At 42.3% G+C, this 15,488-nt stretch carries 17 protein-coding genes; all 17 read left to right on the top strand.

Annotation, left to right across the window (positions count from 1 at the left end; all coding sequences use genetic code 11):
- Nucleotides 1-16 precede the first annotated feature (16 nt).
- The 17 genes from HMPREF1516_RS04465 to fusA all read left to right on the top strand — a co-directional run bounded on the left by HMPREF1516_RS04465 (nucleotide 17) and on the right by fusA (nucleotide 15,474).
- A complete protein-coding gene (locus HMPREF1516_RS04465) occupies nucleotides 17-1,786 on the top strand; it encodes an ABC transporter ATP-binding protein (protein WP_033605889.1) in 1,770 nt (589 codons plus the stop codon).
- Entirely contained in the window at nucleotides 1,776-3,536 is a 1,761-nt protein-coding gene (locus tag HMPREF1516_RS04460; RefSeq protein WP_000428396.1) for an ABC transporter ATP-binding protein, read from the top strand. Before HMPREF1516_RS04465 ends, HMPREF1516_RS04460 begins: the two co-directional genes overlap by 11 nt.
- Nucleotides 3,537-3,633: 97 nt before the next feature.
- Nucleotides 3,634-4,137 carry a phosphatase PAP2 family protein gene (locus HMPREF1516_RS04455; protein WP_000800935.1) on the top strand — a complete coding sequence of 168 codons (504 nt, stop codon included), beginning with the start codon at nucleotides 3,634-3,636 and terminating at the stop codon, nucleotides 4,135-4,137.
- 113 nt (nucleotides 4,138-4,250) lie between these two features.
- Nucleotides 4,251-4,697, top strand: a complete 447-nt coding sequence (locus HMPREF1516_RS04450; RefSeq protein WP_033605888.1) for a LytTR family DNA-binding domain-containing protein — start codon at nucleotides 4,251-4,253, stop codon at nucleotides 4,695-4,697.
- A 5-nt stretch (nucleotides 4,698-4,702) separates the two neighbouring features.
- The gene (locus HMPREF1516_RS04445; RefSeq protein WP_033605887.1) at nucleotides 4,703-5,377 is read left to right on the top strand and encodes a LiaF transmembrane domain-containing protein; all 675 of its coding nucleotides are present in this window, start codon (nucleotides 4,703-4,705) and stop codon (nucleotides 5,375-5,377) included.
- Nucleotides 5,378-5,483: 106 nt separating this feature from the next.
- The gene (rpmB, locus tag HMPREF1516_RS04440; protein WP_001140948.1) at nucleotides 5,484-5,672 is read left to right on the top strand and encodes a 50S ribosomal protein L28; all 189 of its coding nucleotides are present in this window, start codon (nucleotides 5,484-5,486) and stop codon (nucleotides 5,670-5,672) included.
- A gap of 258 nt (nucleotides 5,673-5,930) precedes the next feature.
- A complete protein-coding gene (locus HMPREF1516_RS04435; RefSeq protein ID WP_000216435.1) occupies nucleotides 5,931-6,296 on the top strand; it encodes an Asp23/Gls24 family envelope stress response protein in 366 nt (121 codons plus the stop codon).
- A 2-nt stretch (nucleotides 6,297-6,298) separates the two neighbouring features.
- The gene (locus HMPREF1516_RS04430) at nucleotides 6,299-7,966 is read left to right on the top strand and encodes a DAK2 domain-containing protein (protein WP_000036685.1); all 1,668 of its coding nucleotides are present in this window, start codon (nucleotides 6,299-6,301) and stop codon (nucleotides 7,964-7,966) included.
- Between the two features lie 124 nt (nucleotides 7,967-8,090).
- Nucleotides 8,091-8,297, top strand: coding sequence for a hypothetical protein (locus HMPREF1516_RS04425; protein ID WP_000390701.1), 207 nt, complete (start codon nucleotides 8,091-8,093; stop codon nucleotides 8,295-8,297).
- The gene (locus HMPREF1516_RS04420; RefSeq protein WP_033605886.1) at nucleotides 8,294-8,488 is read left to right on the top strand and encodes a hypothetical protein; all 195 of its coding nucleotides are present in this window, start codon (nucleotides 8,294-8,296) and stop codon (nucleotides 8,486-8,488) included. The genes HMPREF1516_RS04425 and HMPREF1516_RS04420 overlap by 4 nt, the downstream gene beginning before the upstream one ends.
- Nucleotides 8,475-9,350: an ABC transporter ATP-binding protein gene (locus HMPREF1516_RS04415; RefSeq protein ID WP_033605885.1), complete on the top strand. Its 876-nt coding sequence runs from the start codon at nucleotides 8,475-8,477 to the stop codon at nucleotides 9,348-9,350. Before HMPREF1516_RS04420 ends, HMPREF1516_RS04415 begins: the two co-directional genes overlap by 14 nt.
- 12 nt (nucleotides 9,351-9,362) lie before the next feature.
- Entirely contained in the window at nucleotides 9,363-10,097 is a 735-nt protein-coding gene (locus tag HMPREF1516_RS04410; protein WP_033605883.1) for an ABC transporter permease, read from the top strand.
- A 4-nt stretch (nucleotides 10,098-10,101) separates the two neighbouring features.
- Complete coding sequence (locus tag HMPREF1516_RS04405) at nucleotides 10,102-11,199, top strand: sensor histidine kinase (RefSeq protein WP_033605882.1); 1,098 nt, start codon at nucleotides 10,102-10,104, stop codon at nucleotides 11,197-11,199.
- A gap of 1 nt (nucleotide 11,200) precedes the next feature.
- Entirely contained in the window at nucleotides 11,201-11,800 is a 600-nt protein-coding gene (locus tag HMPREF1516_RS04400; protein ID WP_000772065.1) for a response regulator transcription factor, read from the top strand.
- A gap of 303 nt (nucleotides 11,801-12,103) precedes the next feature.
- The gene (rpsL, locus tag HMPREF1516_RS04390; RefSeq protein WP_001142332.1) at nucleotides 12,104-12,517 is read left to right on the top strand and encodes a 30S ribosomal protein S12; all 414 of its coding nucleotides are present in this window, start codon (nucleotides 12,104-12,106) and stop codon (nucleotides 12,515-12,517) included.
- A gap of 19 nt (nucleotides 12,518-12,536) precedes the next feature.
- Nucleotides 12,537-13,007 carry a 30S ribosomal protein S7 gene (gene rpsG / locus HMPREF1516_RS04385; protein WP_000087873.1) on the top strand — a complete coding sequence of 157 codons (471 nt, stop codon included), beginning with the start codon at nucleotides 12,537-12,539 and terminating at the stop codon, nucleotides 13,005-13,007.
- A 385-nt stretch (nucleotides 13,008-13,392) separates the two neighbouring features.
- Entirely contained in the window at nucleotides 13,393-15,474 is a 2,082-nt protein-coding gene (fusA, locus tag HMPREF1516_RS04380; protein ID WP_000090342.1) for an elongation factor G, read from the top strand.
- The last annotated feature ends 14 nt before the right edge of the window (nucleotides 15,475-15,488 follow it).

The raw sequence follows: 15,488 nt of genomic DNA, 5'->3' as shown, positions 1-15,488 counted from the left end.
AGAATAGGAGGAGAGAATGAAGAAACTTGCTAAACGTATTACAGGAAAAGAGTGGGGGATGATTGTCCTTACGATTCTTTTCACTTGTTTCTCGGTCTATCTCGAGTTAGAGGTACCGACCTACATTTCAGAAATAACAGAATTGATTGGAACACCGGGTACGGAGTTAGGACAACTATGGTCTCCTGCTGCCAAGATGATGGGCTTATCTCTCCTAGCCTTTCTGTCTTCTGTAACAGTTGGATTTTTTGCTTCTCGTGTTGCAGCGTCTTACACGACTCACTTGCGAAGAGATATTTTTAATCGTGTTCTAGATTTTTCGCAAACGGAAATCAAACGTTTTTCAATCCCCAGTCTTTTGACTCGAACGACCAATGATATTACGCAGGTTCAGATGCTCTTTACTATGGGCTTACAGGTAGTGACTCGTGGGCCTATCATGGCCATCTGGGCCATTGGAAAAATCCTTGGGAAGTCGGAATACTGGCTCTGGGCAGTAGTGGTGGCCGTCATTGTCAATGTCTTGATGACCACTGTTCTCATTACTCTAGCCTTTCCAAAACAATCTGTCATTCAAAAATTGACAGATAAACTCAATAGCATCACTCGCGAAAGTTTGACTGGGATTCGGGTTGTTCGTGCTTATAATGCCGAGGATTACCAAGATAAGAAATTTGAAGAAGCCAATGATGAGGTGACTCGTCTCAATCTCTTTGTCAATCGATTGATGGCGATTATGAACCCTATTATGATGGCGATTTCCAGCGGTTTGACCTTAGCCATTTACTGGATTGGTGCCTATATCATCAACGATGCAAGTTTGGCAGAACGTCTGCCACTCTTTAGTGATATGGTGGTCTTCATGTCCTATGCTATGCAGGTCGTGATGGGCTTCCTTCTCATGGGAGCACTCTTTATCGTTCTTCCTCGTACCTTGGTTTCTGCAGGACGTATCAATCAAGTATTGGATTTGCATTCTTCTATTGAAAATCCTAGTCATGCACAGACAGCGGACCCTTCAGTTCAAGGACAAGTGGAATTTCGTGATGTGACTTTCCGCTACTCTAAGAACTCTGAAGCAGTCGTGGAACATGTCACTTTCAAAGCAGAAGCGGGTCAAACTGTGGCCTTTATCGGTTCAACTGGTTCTGGTAAATCTACTCTGGTCAACCTACTACCTCGTTTTTACGATGTATCCGCGGGAGAAATTCTAGTAGATGGTGTTAATGTGCAAGATTACGACTTGGTAGACTTGCGCAATAAGGTTGGCTATATTCCGCAGAAAGCAGTCCTCTTCTCAGGAGATGTTAAGGACAATCTAGATTTTGGTAAGAGCAAAGAAACTCCTCTAGGCGAAGCTGCTATGTGGCAAGCTCTGGAATTAGCCCAGTCTAAAACCTTTATCGAGGACAAGGAAGCAGGACTTGCATCAGAAGTGGCTCAAGGCGGAACCAACTTCTCAGGAGGTCAAAGACAGCGTTTGGCCATTGCGCGTGCCTTGGCTCGTAAACCAGAGATTCTCATCTTTGATGACTCTTTCTCAGCCTTGGACTACAAGACAGATCGTGTCCTGCGCCAAGAGCTAGCTGAGAAAACAAAATCCATGACCAAACTTATCGTAGCGCAGCGCATTTCTACTATTATGGATGCAGACTTGATCTTAGTCTTGGATCAAGGAAAAGTCGTGGGACAAGGCACCCACAAGGAACTTCTAGCTACCAACGAAGTCTACCAAGAAATTGCCTACTCACAACTATCGAAGGAGGAATTGGAACATGGAAAATAAAAAAGTTTCGGTCTGGAAACAGTGCAAATCTTATATGGCAGGCCTCCAACTCCCTCTCCTAATAGCAGTTGTGGCTGCAGTCATTTCAAGTATCATTACCGTTTATGGTCCAACTAAGATTAAAGAAATTACTAACTTGATTTCAGATGGCTTGATGACAGGAATTGATTTAGAGGCTGTGTCAAGTATTGCTAGCTTTTTAGTGATTCTCTATGTATTTGGCGCCATCCTTAACTATACACAGGCCTATATCTTTTCAACGAGCATTCAGCATTTTTCAAAACGCTTGCGGACAGCAATCGCTGAAAAAATCAATCGTTTGCCCCTTGGCTATTTTGACCGTCATTCGCAAGGGGACACTCTATCTCGTGTGACCAATGATGTGGATACGGCGGCGCAATCTCTCAACCAAAGTCTAGGGACAGTTCTTTCAGCTAGTTTCTTGTTGATTGCTGTCTTGGTGACCATGTTTAGCATGAACTGGATTTTGGCATTGGTAACCGTTGTATCAACCCTTGTTGGTTTTGCGGCAGTTTCTGTAATTATGGCCAAGTCACAGGGTTATTTTAAAGCCCAACAAAATAATTTAGCGGCCGTCAATGGTTACGTAGAAGAAATGTATTCGGGACACAATGTTGTAACGAGCTACAACGCAGTAGACACCTCCAAAGCGAGATTTGCAGGTTTAAACCAAAACTTGCACGACAGCATCTGGAAATCTCAGTTTATCTCTGGTATCATGATGCCAGCCATGTTCTTTGTTGGGAATTTTAGCTATGTTTTGGTCATCATCGTTGGTGCCGCGCTGGCGTTAGAAGGGCATATCACTATCGGGGTTATTGTAGCCTTTATGGTTTACGTACGGACCTTCTCCCAACCCCTGTCACAGATTGCCCAAGGGATTACCAGCTTGCAACAAGCGAGTGCAGCCATGGGACGTGTCTTTGAATTTCTAGGTGAAGCTGAGATGCAGGATGAATCCCATAAGGAAAGACAATTGACTGGCATGAGAGGAGAAGTGGTCTTTGATCATGTGTCCTTTGGTTATACACCAGAACGCACCATCATCCATGACTTTTCTGCGACAGCTCATGCAGGTCAGAAGGTCGCTATCGTTGGACCTACTGGAGCTGGTAAGACAACCATTGTCAATCTTTTGATGAAGTTCTATGAGATTGATAAGGGAAGTATCCGTATCGATGGTGTCGATACCAAGGATATGAAGCGCTCAGAAGTACACGATGCCTTTTCAATGGTCTTGCAAGATACTTGGCTCTTTGAAGGAACCATTCGAGATAATCTCATCTACAATCAAACAGGCATCAGCGATGAGCGGATGATAGAAGCTAGCAAGGCTGTGGGAATCCACCACTTTATCATGACCTTGCCAGATGGCTACGATACTGTTTTGGATGACACTGTGACCTTGTCTGTTGGACAGAAACAGCTTTTGACTATCGCTCGTGCTTTGTTGAAAGATGCACCGCTCTTGATTTTGGATGAAGCGACATCCTCAGTCGACACACGTACAGAGGAATTGATCCAAAAAGCCATGGACCGTTTGATGGAGGGAAGAACTTCCTTTGTCATTGCCCATCGCTTGTCAACTATTCGTAATGCCGACTTGATTCTTGTCATGAAAGATGGTAATATTATTGAGCAAGGCAATCACGAGGAGCTGATGGCGCAAGGTGGCTTCTACGCTGACTTGTACAATAGTCAATTTACAGAAGACGAAGCAGAAGAATAAATCAAAAGAAGGCTTGACGGCCTTCTTTTTCTGCACTATACTAGAAGACAAACGTCTCACCAGTAGACGAAAACAAGGTAATGAATGAGAATTATAAATGAAAAATTATCAAGAATGGTATCGAAATATCAGCTCCAGACTCACCAGCCATCCCCCTCTTTTATTTCTGTTACGCAGTTTCAATCGTTTGATGACAGTCACCATGCCCCTGGTCTACCTGGCCTTGCTAGTCACCACTTACCTGCAACTAGGACTTAGTCAGCAAGTTGGGATTTATTTGTTTATCCCTGCCTCGGGCTTTGTGATCTTGTCCCTGTTTCGTAAGAAAATCAATCACCCTCGACCTTATGAAACTTGGGACATCAGTCCTCTGCTTGACAAGGATAGTTCGGGACAGTCTATGCCCAGTCGTCATGTCTTTTCGGCAACTATCATCTCCATGGCCCATTTCCATGCTTGGACTTTGATCGGAATGATCTTGCTTATTTGCTCAGGAGTCTTAGCCTTGGTCCGAGTATTAGGTGGTGTGCATTATCCAAAGGACGTCTTGGTTGGCTATGTCTGCGGTCTGTTGTGGGGGTTCCTTTTCTTCCTATTCTGACATGTAAGTTAGGCTGGTCCTACAACCACTTACTGCTTCATATTGACCACTTGCTTTTTTACCCTTGTATTCCTAACTTAGCTTTGATATAGTAGAGTCAGAAAGGAGATGTGATGAAGTTACGAATTGAGATTGACGACAATTTAGAGGAGACTGAAATTGTCATCAAGACCCCCACTTTGACAGATGAAATTGCAGACTTGCAACGGCTCTTGCAAGAGTCAAAGGCTCCGAGGTTGACTTTTTACAAGGGGACAGGTGAATATTATCTAGACCTGTCAGAAATTCTCTTCTTTGAAACCGACGGTAGCAAGATTTACGCTCATACCCAGAAGGAAGCCTATGAGGTTCGCCTCAAACTCTATGAGTTGGAGTCCATCTTGCCTCGCTATTTTAGTCGAGTGTCCAAGTCAACGATCACAAACATCCGTCAGATATACTCGGTGGACAAGTCCTTTTCAGGAACGGGTACCATTTCCTTTTATCAGACGCACAAGGAGGTTCATGTCTCACGGCATTACCAATCCCTCCTAAAAGAAAATCTAAGAAACATGAGGTAAAAAACATGAAAAAGAAAGCATTTGGTATTATTTTATTGGTTTTAGCAGCTTGGATCTTGCTGCAAGGAAATTTTGGCATTCCTTCTTTGGATGGTAAGATATGGCCTTTGCTAGGAATTGTTTTTTTTGCTTATAAGTCCATTGAGTCTATCCTTAGACGCCATCTAACTGCGGCAGTTTTTACAGGTTTACTGGCACTCATCATTGCAAATTACGCTTATGACTTGTTGCCAGTTACCAATCATTCTCTCATCTGGGCTAGCATCTTGGTAGTACTCGGTGTTGGTTATCTGACACATTCAAGTAAGTTCTGGCATGAGAAAAAATGGTGGTACAACGGTGAACGAACAGTCATCACAGATAAGGAAGTCGTATTTGGAAGCGGGACTTTCTATAAGCAAGATCAAGATATTGTAGACGACCAAGTGGAAGTCGCTTTTGGGGACGCTAAAATCTACTATGACAATGCAGAGATGTTAGGTGATTTTGCGACTTTAAATATTGAAGTGGCTTTCGGAAATGCAACCGTCTATGTTCCACAACACTGGCGTGTCGATTTGAAAGTAGAAACATCCTTTGGTGCAGCTAAGGCAGATGCTCCTGTAGCCCCAACAAACAAAACCTTGATTATTCGTGGGGAAGTCGCTTTTGGTAAACTTGGAGTTGTTTACGTTAAATAAAAAAAGTCTTCGAATTTCCTTGCCAAAATAGAGAAAGTGTGATAACATAGTACAGTATGTGGTGCTAGCACATCCGCTATATTAGATCTAATAGGAGGAAAACACAATGGCTAAAGTATGTTACTTTACAGGTCGTAAGACTGTATCAGGAAACAACCGTTCACACGCGATGAACCAAACAAAACGTGCCGTAAAACCAAACCTTCAAAAAGTTACTGTTCTTATCGATGGTAAACCTAAAAAAGTTTGGGCTTCAGCTCGTGCTTTGAAATCAGGTAAAGTTGAACGCGTTTAATAAAAATGAAAAGACCGCTTAGGTCTTTTTCTTTTGCTCTAGAGATAAAACCATTTAAAAAATAGAGTAATACTCTTCGAAAATCAAATTCAAACTACGTCAGCTTCGCCTTGCCGTACTCAAGTACTGTCTGTGGCTAGCTTCCTAGTTTGCTTTTTGATTTTCATTGAGTATAAATATCCGCCGATACAGCATTCTGCTTTTACACTTGGGCTGAAATATGATAAAATAGAGTATCAACTAGTTGAGGTAAAAAAAATGACTGTAAAAATTAATACAAAAGATGGTCAAATCGAACTGACAGATGAAGTGATTGCAACCGTAGTAGGTGGTGCCGCAACTGAGATTTTTGGAGTGGTCGGTATGGCTAGTAAAAATGCCCTCAAAGACAATTTCCAAGCCCTCCTTGGTAAGGAAAATTATTCTAAGGGTGTTGTCGTGAAGGCAGCCGAAGATGGTAGCATCGCAGTTGATGTTTATACCGTGTTGAGCTACGGAATAAAGATAAGCGAAGTGTCAAAAAACATTCAAGAGCGTGTTCGTTTTAGTTTAGAAAATCAACTAGGAATTACTGCTCAGACTGTGAATGTCTACATTCAAAATATCAAAGTTGTAGGAGAATAATCGTGTCAAAAATTACTACCAGTTTATTCCAAGAGATGGTGCAGGCTGCATCAACTCGTTTGAATAAGCAAGCAGAATATGTCAATTCATTGAACGTCTTTCCAGTTCCAGATGGGGATACTGGGACAAACATGGGAATGACCATTGAAAATGGTGCCAAAGAAGTAGCAGACAAGCCTGCTTCTACAGTTGGAGAAGTAGCGAGCATTCTTGCTAAAGGTCTTTTGATGGGTGCGCGTGGGAACTCAGGGGTTATCACTTCTCAGCTCTTCCGTGGCTTCTCTCAGGCTATCAAGGAAAAAGATGAATTAACAGGTCAAGACTTGGCTCTTGCCTTCCAATCCGGTGTCGAAGTAGCTTATAAAGCGGTTATGAAACCAGTTGAAGGAACCATTTTGACTGTTTCTCGTGGAGCGGCTATTGGAGCTAAGAAAAAAGCCGAGGAGACAGATGATGCTGTTGAGGTCATGCGTGCAGCCTTGGAAGGCGCAAAAGCAGCTTTGGCTAAGACACCAGAAATGCTTCCAGTCCTTAAGGAAGTTGGTGTGGTAGACTCAGGTGGTCAAGGTTTGGTTTTCATCTACGAAGGATTCCTTTCAGCTCTTACTGGTGAATACAGTGCTTCTGAGGACTTTGTAGCGACTCCTGCAAACATGAGTGAAATGATCAATGCAGAGCACCACAAGTCTGTAGCAGGTCATGTGGCAACTGAGGATATTACCTTCGGTTACTGTACGGAGATTATGGTAGCTCTCAAACAAGGTCCAACTTATTCTAAGGACTTTGACTACGATGAATTCCGTAACTACTTGAATGAACTCGGTGACTCGCTCCTTGTTGTCAATGATGATGAAATCGTCAAAGTTCACGTCCATACAGAAGATCCAGGTCTTGTTATGCAAGAAGGTCTTAAATATGGTAGCTTGATCAAGGTCAAAGTGGACAACATGCGTAATCAACACGAGGCGCAAGTTGAAAAAGAAGCGACTCAAGGAAATAAGCCCGCTGAAACAAAAGAGTACGCCCTTATCGCAGTAGTAGCAGGTCAAGGCTTGGCAGATATCTTCCGTGCCCAAGGTGTGGATTATGTCATCGAAGGTGGTCAGACGATGAATCCTTCAACAGAAGACTTTATCAAGGCTGTTGAACAGGTCAATGCTCGCAACATCATCTTCTTGCCGAACAACAAAAATATCTTTATGGCAGCTCAGTCTGCGGCTGAAGTGCTTGAACAACCTGCTGTTGTGGTAGAAGCACGTACAATTCCTCAAGGATTGACGAGTCTTCTTGCATTTGACCCAAGTAAATCAATCGAAGAAAATAAAGAACGCATGACTGCAGCCCTTGGCGATGTCGTAAGCGGAAGTGTAACAACAGCCGTTCGTGATACAACTATCGATGGATTAGCAATTCATGAAAATGACAATCTTGGTATGGTAGATGGGAAAATCCTCGTGTCAAATCCTGACATGCATCAAACCTTGACAGAAACATTGAAACACATGTTGGACGAAGATAGTGAAATCGTGACTTTCTATGTCGGAGAAGACGGAAGCGAAGAACTTGCCAATGAAATTGCCCAAGAAATCGCAGAAGAATTCGAAGATGTTGAAGTAGAGATTCACCAAGGTCAACAACCCGTATATCCATATCTTTTCAGTGTGGAATAAAAATTTAATTGATTAAAAAGAAAGTTGATTTTGCAACTTTCTTTTTTTATGACATTTGTCATATTTCCTAGTGACAGAAGCATCTAGCTCCGCCAACTTCAAAAGACTATAATTGAAGTATGAAATGGAGGAAGAAGAAATGAAAAATAAAATGATTGTCGCAGTGAGTTTAGTAGCAGCAGGAGTTATGACCTATCTCATGTTTTCAGGATTGGACGAGGGTTTCTATCATTTTCCTTGGGAGCTATTTGCTGGCTTTGGAATGATGTCTTGGCTTGTTAGAGAAGGTTTAAAATTAGTCAGAGATGTGAAAAAGGAGTTTGAGGAATGAAAAAGGCAATCATCTATCTCTTTATCGGCCTGTCACTCTTAGTATGGTTAGTGGAAATGTTTACTGGTTGGTTTGACCAAACCTTGCTTCGCCAATTCATTCGTGGTGCTTGGGGTTTTGGATTTATGATTTTCATTGTTTTCCCTATGGGAATGAAGTGGTTGAAAGGAGAATCTCATGACTGTGATTAAAGTTGAGAAATTGAGTAAGAAAATAAAAGACAAGGAGATCTTGCGTGATATCTCTTTTGAAATCAATGACGGAGAATGTGTCGCCTTGATCGGTCCTAACGGAGCAGGAAAAACAACCTTGATTGATTGCCTCTTGGGCGACAAGTTCATGAGCTCAGGTCAGATAGCCATTCAAGGGTTTGCGCCAACAGATCCTCGATTAAAGCAGCTTATTTCTGTCTTGCCCCAAGAAAATGCAGTTGTTCAAAGCTTGAAAGTGAAAGAACTTCTATCATTTTTCAAGTCACTTTATCCCGACAGCCTTTCAGACAAAGAAATTGATGACTTGCTAAGATTCTCAGACAAGCAGAAAAATCAGCTAGCGGGCAAGTTGTCTGGGGGGCAAAAACGTTTGTTCTCTTTTGTGTTGTCTTTAATCGGTCGTCCGAAAATTCTATTTTTAGATGAGCCGACTGCTGCCATGGATACCTCGACATGTCAGCATTTTTGGGAGATTGTCGATCGGTTGAAGCAAAATGGCGTGACCATTGTTTATTCTTCTCACTACATCGAAGAGGTAGAGCATACGGCTGACCGCATTTTGGTTCTCCACAAGGGAGAATTGATTCGCGATACGACGCCTTATGCCATGCGTGGTGAAGAACAAGAAAAACATTTTACGGTACCTCTAACTTATCAGGAATTTATCAGCACTTTGGACCAGGTTCAAGAGATTGAAATCAAGCAAAATGCCCTTTCCTTCACCACCAAAGAAGCTAGCCAGGTATGGAAAGTCTTGCAAGAACAGGGCTGCACGATTGAAGAAATTGAAGTTCGCAATCGAACTCTCTTAGACAGTATCTTCGAAACGACTCAAGACTAAAGGAGATTGATGATGAAAAATATGACAAGTCTCATGAAAGTGGAAATCATTCAGATGAAACGGCAAGCAGTCTACTACTTGCTATCCATCGGACTTCCAAGTGTGTTTTACCTTATATTTTCTGGTATGATGTCAGGATCAGATGTTCCAGAAATTGTTCTTAAAGCCTATCTTTTTGCCATGACGCTCTTTAGTATCATGTCAAGCGCCTTTTTCAGTATCCCTAGCACACTCGAGTCTGACAAGACGAATAACTGGCAAAAATTGCTTCAACATTCTCCTGTATCTATGGTAGAATATTATGTATCAAAACTGTTCAGTACTCTGCTGACTTTCTTGTTATCAATTATAGTTGTCTTTTCGGTTGGTCATTTTGTCCGTGGAGTGACTCTGCCTTGGCTTGATTGGTTGGTGATTGGAGTTGTTTTGCTGGTCGGAAGCGTGGTCTTTATCAGCATGGGGGTATTGGTGAGCTTGCTTCCCAGCGCCCAACTGATGACGGTTATTGGAAATATTGCCTACATTGCTTTGGCTGTCCTCGGTGGACTCTGGTTCCCTTTGAGTTCCTTCCCAGAATGGCTCCAATCCATTGGAAAACTGACCCCAACCTATCAACTGATGCAGGTTGTCTCTACTTATTTGGAGCACCACGAGTTTAACATTCTTGCTGCCTTGGTTGTACTAGGTTATACAGTTTTCTTTGGTGTCTTGGTCATCCAACTGAAAAAACGGATCGAGGTAAAATAAATCTATGTTGGAAAAATTTAAAAACATTCATTATATGTTTCATATTTCAACAGTGTTTATCATCTTTCCTATAGCGGGTGTCATTGTTGGAGAGTACCCGCTTTTAACCTTGTTATGGACTCTACTATTTGTCCTAGCTTTCTATTCGGTTTTAGTCAGTCAGAATCGCACCGTGCAGTGGCTGGCTTGGTGGATCATGCTTGCCTACATTTTTTACAGTTCCGTCTGGCTGAATGGGAGCTTCGCTTGGTTTATCTTTTATTTATCAAACCTCCTCATTTACCAACTGGATGAGATATCTTTTCACTCTTGGCGTTTTGTCAGTTTTATTGTCTTGCAACCCTTGATTTTGACAGGGATTTATATGGTCGATCAAGTTAGTCCCTGGCAACTCCTCTTTTTCTTGGTGACTTTTGTCTTTTCTGATGCCTTGACTTTTGGTCTCTATCGAATTCGTATAGCAGAAGAGTTAAAAGAAGAAAAGATGAAACAAAATGCCAAGCTTAATCTTTTCTTGGCTGAAAATGAACGCAGTCGTATCGGTCAGGACCTCCATGACAGCCTAGGCCATACTTTTGCCATGTTGAGTGTGAAGACGGACCTTGCCCTCCAGCTTCTCCAAATGCAGGCCTATCCTCAAGTGGAAAAAGAATTAAAAGAAATTCATCAGATCAGTAAAGAATCCATGAATGAAGTTCGTACAATTATCGAAAATCTTAAAACAAGAACCCTTGCTTCCGAATTTGCGACTGTTAAAAAAATGCTGGAAATTGCAGGAATTGAAACGGAAATCAATCACCAACTAGATACAGCTAGCCTAACTCAGGAGTTAGAATCAACGGCCTCCATGATTTTACTTGAGTTAGTGACCAACATCATCAAACATGCCAAAGCATCGAAAGCCTACTTAAAATTAGAACGAACAGAGAAAGAACTCATTCTAACAGTGAGAGATAATGGCTGTGGATTTGCTTCTCTAAAAGGGGATGAGCTCCATACCGTTCGAGACCGTGTCCTTCCATTTTCAGGAGAAGTAAAGGTGATCAGTCAAAAGCAGCCTACTGAAGTGCAGGTTCGGCTACCTTATAAGGAGAGAAACTAAGATGAAACTACTTGTTGCAGAAGATCAAAGTATGTTGCGAGATGCTATGTGCCAGTTGCTTACCTTTCAACCAGATGTAGAGTCTGTCCTACAAGCCAAGGATGGCCAAGAAGCAATCCAACTTTTAGAAAAAGAGTCTGTGGATATCGCCATTCTTGACGTAGAAATGCCTGTTAAGACAGGCCTCGAAGTCTTGGAGTGGATACGAGCAGAAAAGCTAGAAACAAAGGTAGTTGTGGTGACGACCTTCAAACGTCCCGGATATTTTGAACGTGCGGTCAAGGCTGGAGTGGATGCTTATGTCTTGAAAGAAAGAAGCATTGCAGACCTCATGCAAACCTTGCACACTGTTCTCGAAGGACGCAAGGAATATTCGCCTGAATTGATGGAAGTGGTGATGACGCACCCTAACCCGTTAACAGAACAAGAAATCGCTGTTTTAAAGGGGATTGCTCAGGGCTTGTCTAATCAAGAAATCGCGGATCAGCTTTATCTATCAAATGGAACCGTCCGAAACTATGTCACCAATATTCTTTCGAAACTAGATGCTGGTAATCGAACAGAGGCAGCCAACATTGCAAAAGAATCTGGTTGGCTTTGATAACAACTCAAATGATTGCTAAATTGAAGGAAATCCATACTAGACAGGAGGAGGCAAATTGCCTCTTTTTCTGGTTTAGAAAAGCGGGGAAAGCTAGTGTCAAAGAGTTAAAAGATCAGAATAAAAATGAAAAATATCTTGACAATGAAGGGAAAATTGTGTTACAATAATAGACGGTACTTTTTACTTTTGGTCTCTCAAAAGTGTACAGGGACGTGCTGACAAATGTTGCAAAAGTACACACAGATGGTAGCTGTCACCAAGTGTATCATCACCAAAAATAAAAAACACAGGAGAATGTAGATGCCTACAATTAACCAATTGGTTCGCAAACCGCGTAAATCAAAAGTAGAAAAATCTAAATCACCAGCTTTGAACGTTGGTTACAACAGTCATAAAAAAGTTCAAACAAACGTTTCTTCACCACAAAAACGTGGTGTTGCAACTCGTGTTGGAACAATGACACCTAAAAAACCTAACTCTGCCCTTCGTAAATTTGCTCGTGTACGTTTGAGCAACCTTATCGAAGTTACTGCCTACATCCCAGGTATCGGACACAACTTGCAAGAGCACAGCGTGGTGCTTCTTCGTGGTGGACGTGTAAAAGACCTTCCAGGGGTACGTTACCATATCGTCCGTGGTGCACTTGATACTGCAGGTGTTAACGATCGTAAACAAGGCCGTTCTAAATACGGTACTAAACGTCCAAAAGCATAAGGAAAGGGGATAAAGAGAAATGAGTCGTAAAAATAGAGCTCCAAAACGTGACGTATTGCCAGATCCGCTTTACAATTCACAACTAGTTACTCGTCTTATCAACCGCGTTATGCTTGATGGTAAACGTGGTACAGCTGCTTCAATCGTTTACGGTGCTTTTGAGCAAATCAAAGAAGCTACTGGCAACGATGCACTTGAAGTATTTGAAACAGCAATGGAAAACATCATGCCTGTACTTGAAGTACGTGCACGTCGTGTTGGTGGATCTAACTACCAAGTCCCAGTTGAAGTTCGCCCAGAACGTCGTACAACACTTGGACTTCGTTGGTTGGTAACAATCGCTCGTCTTCGTGGTGAACACACAATGCAAGACCGTCTTGCAAAAGAAATCTTGGATGCTGCTAACAACACTGGTGCAGCAGTTAAGAAACGTGAAGACACTCACCGTATGGCTGAAGCTAACCGTGCCTTCGCACACTTCCGTTGGTAATATAGGATGCGAAAGCGTTAAGAAAGTCCCAGAGAAAATAGGGAATCAAAGCAGGTTGCGATTGCAACCAATGAGATTCATCTTTTTCTCCAGACTTTTAGCTTGAGCTCAACTAAGATACTAAGGGCGTTAGACAAGCGATTGAAAATTAGGAAGCTTGACGAAGAATCGAAGATTCTAGGAAAGTTTATCTATTTTCCGAGCTTTTAGCCCGGGTTCAATTGAGCTCGGTCCGCTCTTAGGTTCAATTCAACTTACCAGCTCGTAAGTCGAAACCAACAATAGCATGAAAACATTGAGAACGGGTAGGTCCTGCCTATCCGTTTTTATTAAAATCGTGTTATAATAGAATAGAAATCAAAAATAAATAGGAGAAACAAACCTCATGGCACGCGAATTTTCACTTGAAAAAACTCGTAATATCGGTATCATGGCTCACGTCGATGCCGGTAAAACAACAACTACTGAGCGTATTCTTTACTACACTGGTAAAATCCACAAAATCGGTGAAACTCACGAAGGTGCGTCACAAATGGACTGGATGGAGCAAGAGCAAGAACGTGGTATCACTATCACATCTGCTGCGACAACAGCTCAATGGAACAACCACCGCGTAAACATCATCGACACACCAGGGCACGTGGACTTCACAATCGAAGTACAACGTTCTCTTCGTGTATTGGACGGTGCGGTTACCGTTCTTGACTCACAATCAGGTGTTGAGCCTCAAACTGAAACAGTTTGGCGTCAAGCAACTGAGTACGGAGTTCCACGTATCGTATTTGCCAACAAGATGGACAAAATCGGTGCTGACTTCCTTTACTCAGTAAGTACACTTCATGACCGTCTTCAAGCAAATGCACACCCAATCCAATTGCCAATCGGTGCTGAAGATGATTTCCGTGGTATCATCGACTTGATCAAGATGAAAGCTGAAATCTATACAAACGACCTTGGTACAGATATCCTTGAAGAGGATATTCCAGCTGAATACCTTGAACAAGCTCAAGAATACCGTGAAAAATTGATCGAAGCAGTTGCTGAAACTGATGAAGATTTGATGATGAAATACCTCGAAGGTGAAGAAATCACTAACGAAGAATTGAAAGCGGGTATCCGTAAAGCTACTATCAATGTTGAATTCTTCCCAGTATTGTGTGGTTCTGCCTTCAAAAACAAAGGTGTTCAATTGATGCTTGATGCGGTTATCGACTACCTTCCAAGCCCACTTGACATCCCAGCAATCAAAGGTGTTAACCCAGATACAGATGAAGAAGAAACTCGTCCAGCATCTGATGAAGAGCCATTTGCAGCTCTTGCCTTCAAGATCATGACAGACCCATTCGTAGGTCGTTTGACATTCTTCCGTGTTTACTCAGGTGTTCTTCAATCAGGTTCATACGTATTGAATACTTCTAAAGGTAAACGTGAACGTATCGGACGTATCCTTCAAATGCACGCTAACAGCCGTAAAGAAATCGACACTGTTTACTCAGGTGATATCGCTGCTGCCGTTGGTTTGAAAGATACGACAACTGGTGACTCATTGACTGATGAAAAAGCTAAAATCATCCTTGAATCAATCGACGTTCCAGAACCAGTTATCCAATTGATGGTTGAGCCAAAATCTAAAGCAGACCAAGACAAGATGGGTATCGCTCTTCAAAAATTGGCTGAAGAAGATCCAACATTCCGCGTTGAAACAAACGTTGAAACTGGTGAAACAGTTATCTCTGGTATGGGTGAGCTTCACCTTGACGTCCTTGTTGACCGTATGCGTCGTGAGTTTAAAGTTGAAGCGAACGTAGGTGCTCCTCAAGTATCTTACCGTGAAACATTCCGCGCTTCTACTCAAGCACGTGGATTCTTCAAACGTCAGTCTGGTGGTAAAGGTCAATTCGGTGATGTATGGATTGAATTTACTCCAAACGAAGAAGGTAAAGGATTCGAATTTGAAAACGCAATCGTCGGTGGTGTGGTTCCTCGTGAATTTATCCCAGCGGTTGAAAAAGGTCTTGTAGAAGCAATGGCTAACGGTGTTCTTGCAGGTTACCCAATTGTTGACGTTAAAGCTAAACTTTACGATGGTTCATACCACGATGTCGACTCATCTGAAACTGCCTTCAAGATTGCTGCATCTCTTGCACTTAAAGAAGCTGCTAAGACTGCACAACCAGCTATCCTTGAACCAATGATGCTTGTAACAATCACTGTTCCAGAAGAAAACCTTGGTGATGTTATGGGTCACGTAACTGCTCGTCGTGGACGTGTAGATGGTATGGAAGCACACGGTAACAGCCAAATCGTTCGTGCTTACGTTCCACTTGCTGAAATGTTCGGTTACGCAACAGTTCTTCGTTCTGCATCTCAAGGACGTGGTACATTCATGATGGTATTTGACCACTATGAAGATGTACCTAAGTCAGTACAAGAAGAAATCATTAAGAAAAACAAAGGTGAAGAATAATCTGTCTTCGCAAT

The sequence above is a fragment of the Streptococcus sp. CM6 genome (assembly GCF_000526095.1).
GTDB lineage: Bacteria > Bacillota > Bacilli > Lactobacillales > Streptococcaceae > Streptococcus > Streptococcus oralis_BW.
The sequence above is the reverse complement of the archived record's forward strand: the minus strand, read 5'-3'. Positions and strand labels throughout refer to the sequence as shown.

Coding starts and splice junctions, on each gene's coding strand:
- HMPREF1516_RS04465 (WP_033605889.1), top strand. CDS start 17: ATGAAGAAACTTGCTAAACGTATTACAGGAAAAGAGTGGGGGATGATT.
- HMPREF1516_RS04460 (WP_000428396.1), top strand. CDS start 1,776: ATGGAAAATAAAAAAGTTTCGGTCTGGAAACAGTGCAAATCTTATATG.
- HMPREF1516_RS04455 (WP_000800935.1), top strand. CDS start 3,634: ATGAAAAATTATCAAGAATGGTATCGAAATATCAGCTCCAGACTCACC.
- HMPREF1516_RS04450 (WP_033605888.1), top strand. CDS start 4,251: ATGAAGTTACGAATTGAGATTGACGACAATTTAGAGGAGACTGAAATT.
- HMPREF1516_RS04445 (WP_033605887.1), top strand. CDS start 4,703: ATGAAAAAGAAAGCATTTGGTATTATTTTATTGGTTTTAGCAGCTTGG.
- rpmB (WP_001140948.1), top strand. CDS start 5,484: ATGGCTAAAGTATGTTACTTTACAGGTCGTAAGACTGTATCAGGAAAC.
- HMPREF1516_RS04435 (WP_000216435.1), top strand. CDS start 5,931: ATGACTGTAAAAATTAATACAAAAGATGGTCAAATCGAACTGACAGAT.
- HMPREF1516_RS04425 (WP_000390701.1), top strand. CDS start 8,091: ATGGAGGAAGAAGAAATGAAAAATAAAATGATTGTCGCAGTGAGTTTA.
- HMPREF1516_RS04420 (WP_033605886.1), top strand. CDS start 8,294: ATGAAAAAGGCAATCATCTATCTCTTTATCGGCCTGTCACTCTTAGTA.
- HMPREF1516_RS04415 (WP_033605885.1), top strand. CDS start 8,475: ATGACTGTGATTAAAGTTGAGAAATTGAGTAAGAAAATAAAAGACAAG.
- HMPREF1516_RS04410 (WP_033605883.1), top strand. CDS start 9,363: ATGAAAAATATGACAAGTCTCATGAAAGTGGAAATCATTCAGATGAAA.
- HMPREF1516_RS04405 (WP_033605882.1), top strand. CDS start 10,102: ATGTTGGAAAAATTTAAAAACATTCATTATATGTTTCATATTTCAACA.
- HMPREF1516_RS04400 (WP_000772065.1), top strand. CDS start 11,201: ATGAAACTACTTGTTGCAGAAGATCAAAGTATGTTGCGAGATGCTATG.
- rpsL (WP_001142332.1), top strand. CDS start 12,104: ATGCCTACAATTAACCAATTGGTTCGCAAACCGCGTAAATCAAAAGTA.
- rpsG (WP_000087873.1), top strand. CDS start 12,537: ATGAGTCGTAAAAATAGAGCTCCAAAACGTGACGTATTGCCAGATCCG.
- fusA (WP_000090342.1), top strand. CDS start 13,393: ATGGCACGCGAATTTTCACTTGAAAAAACTCGTAATATCGGTATCATG.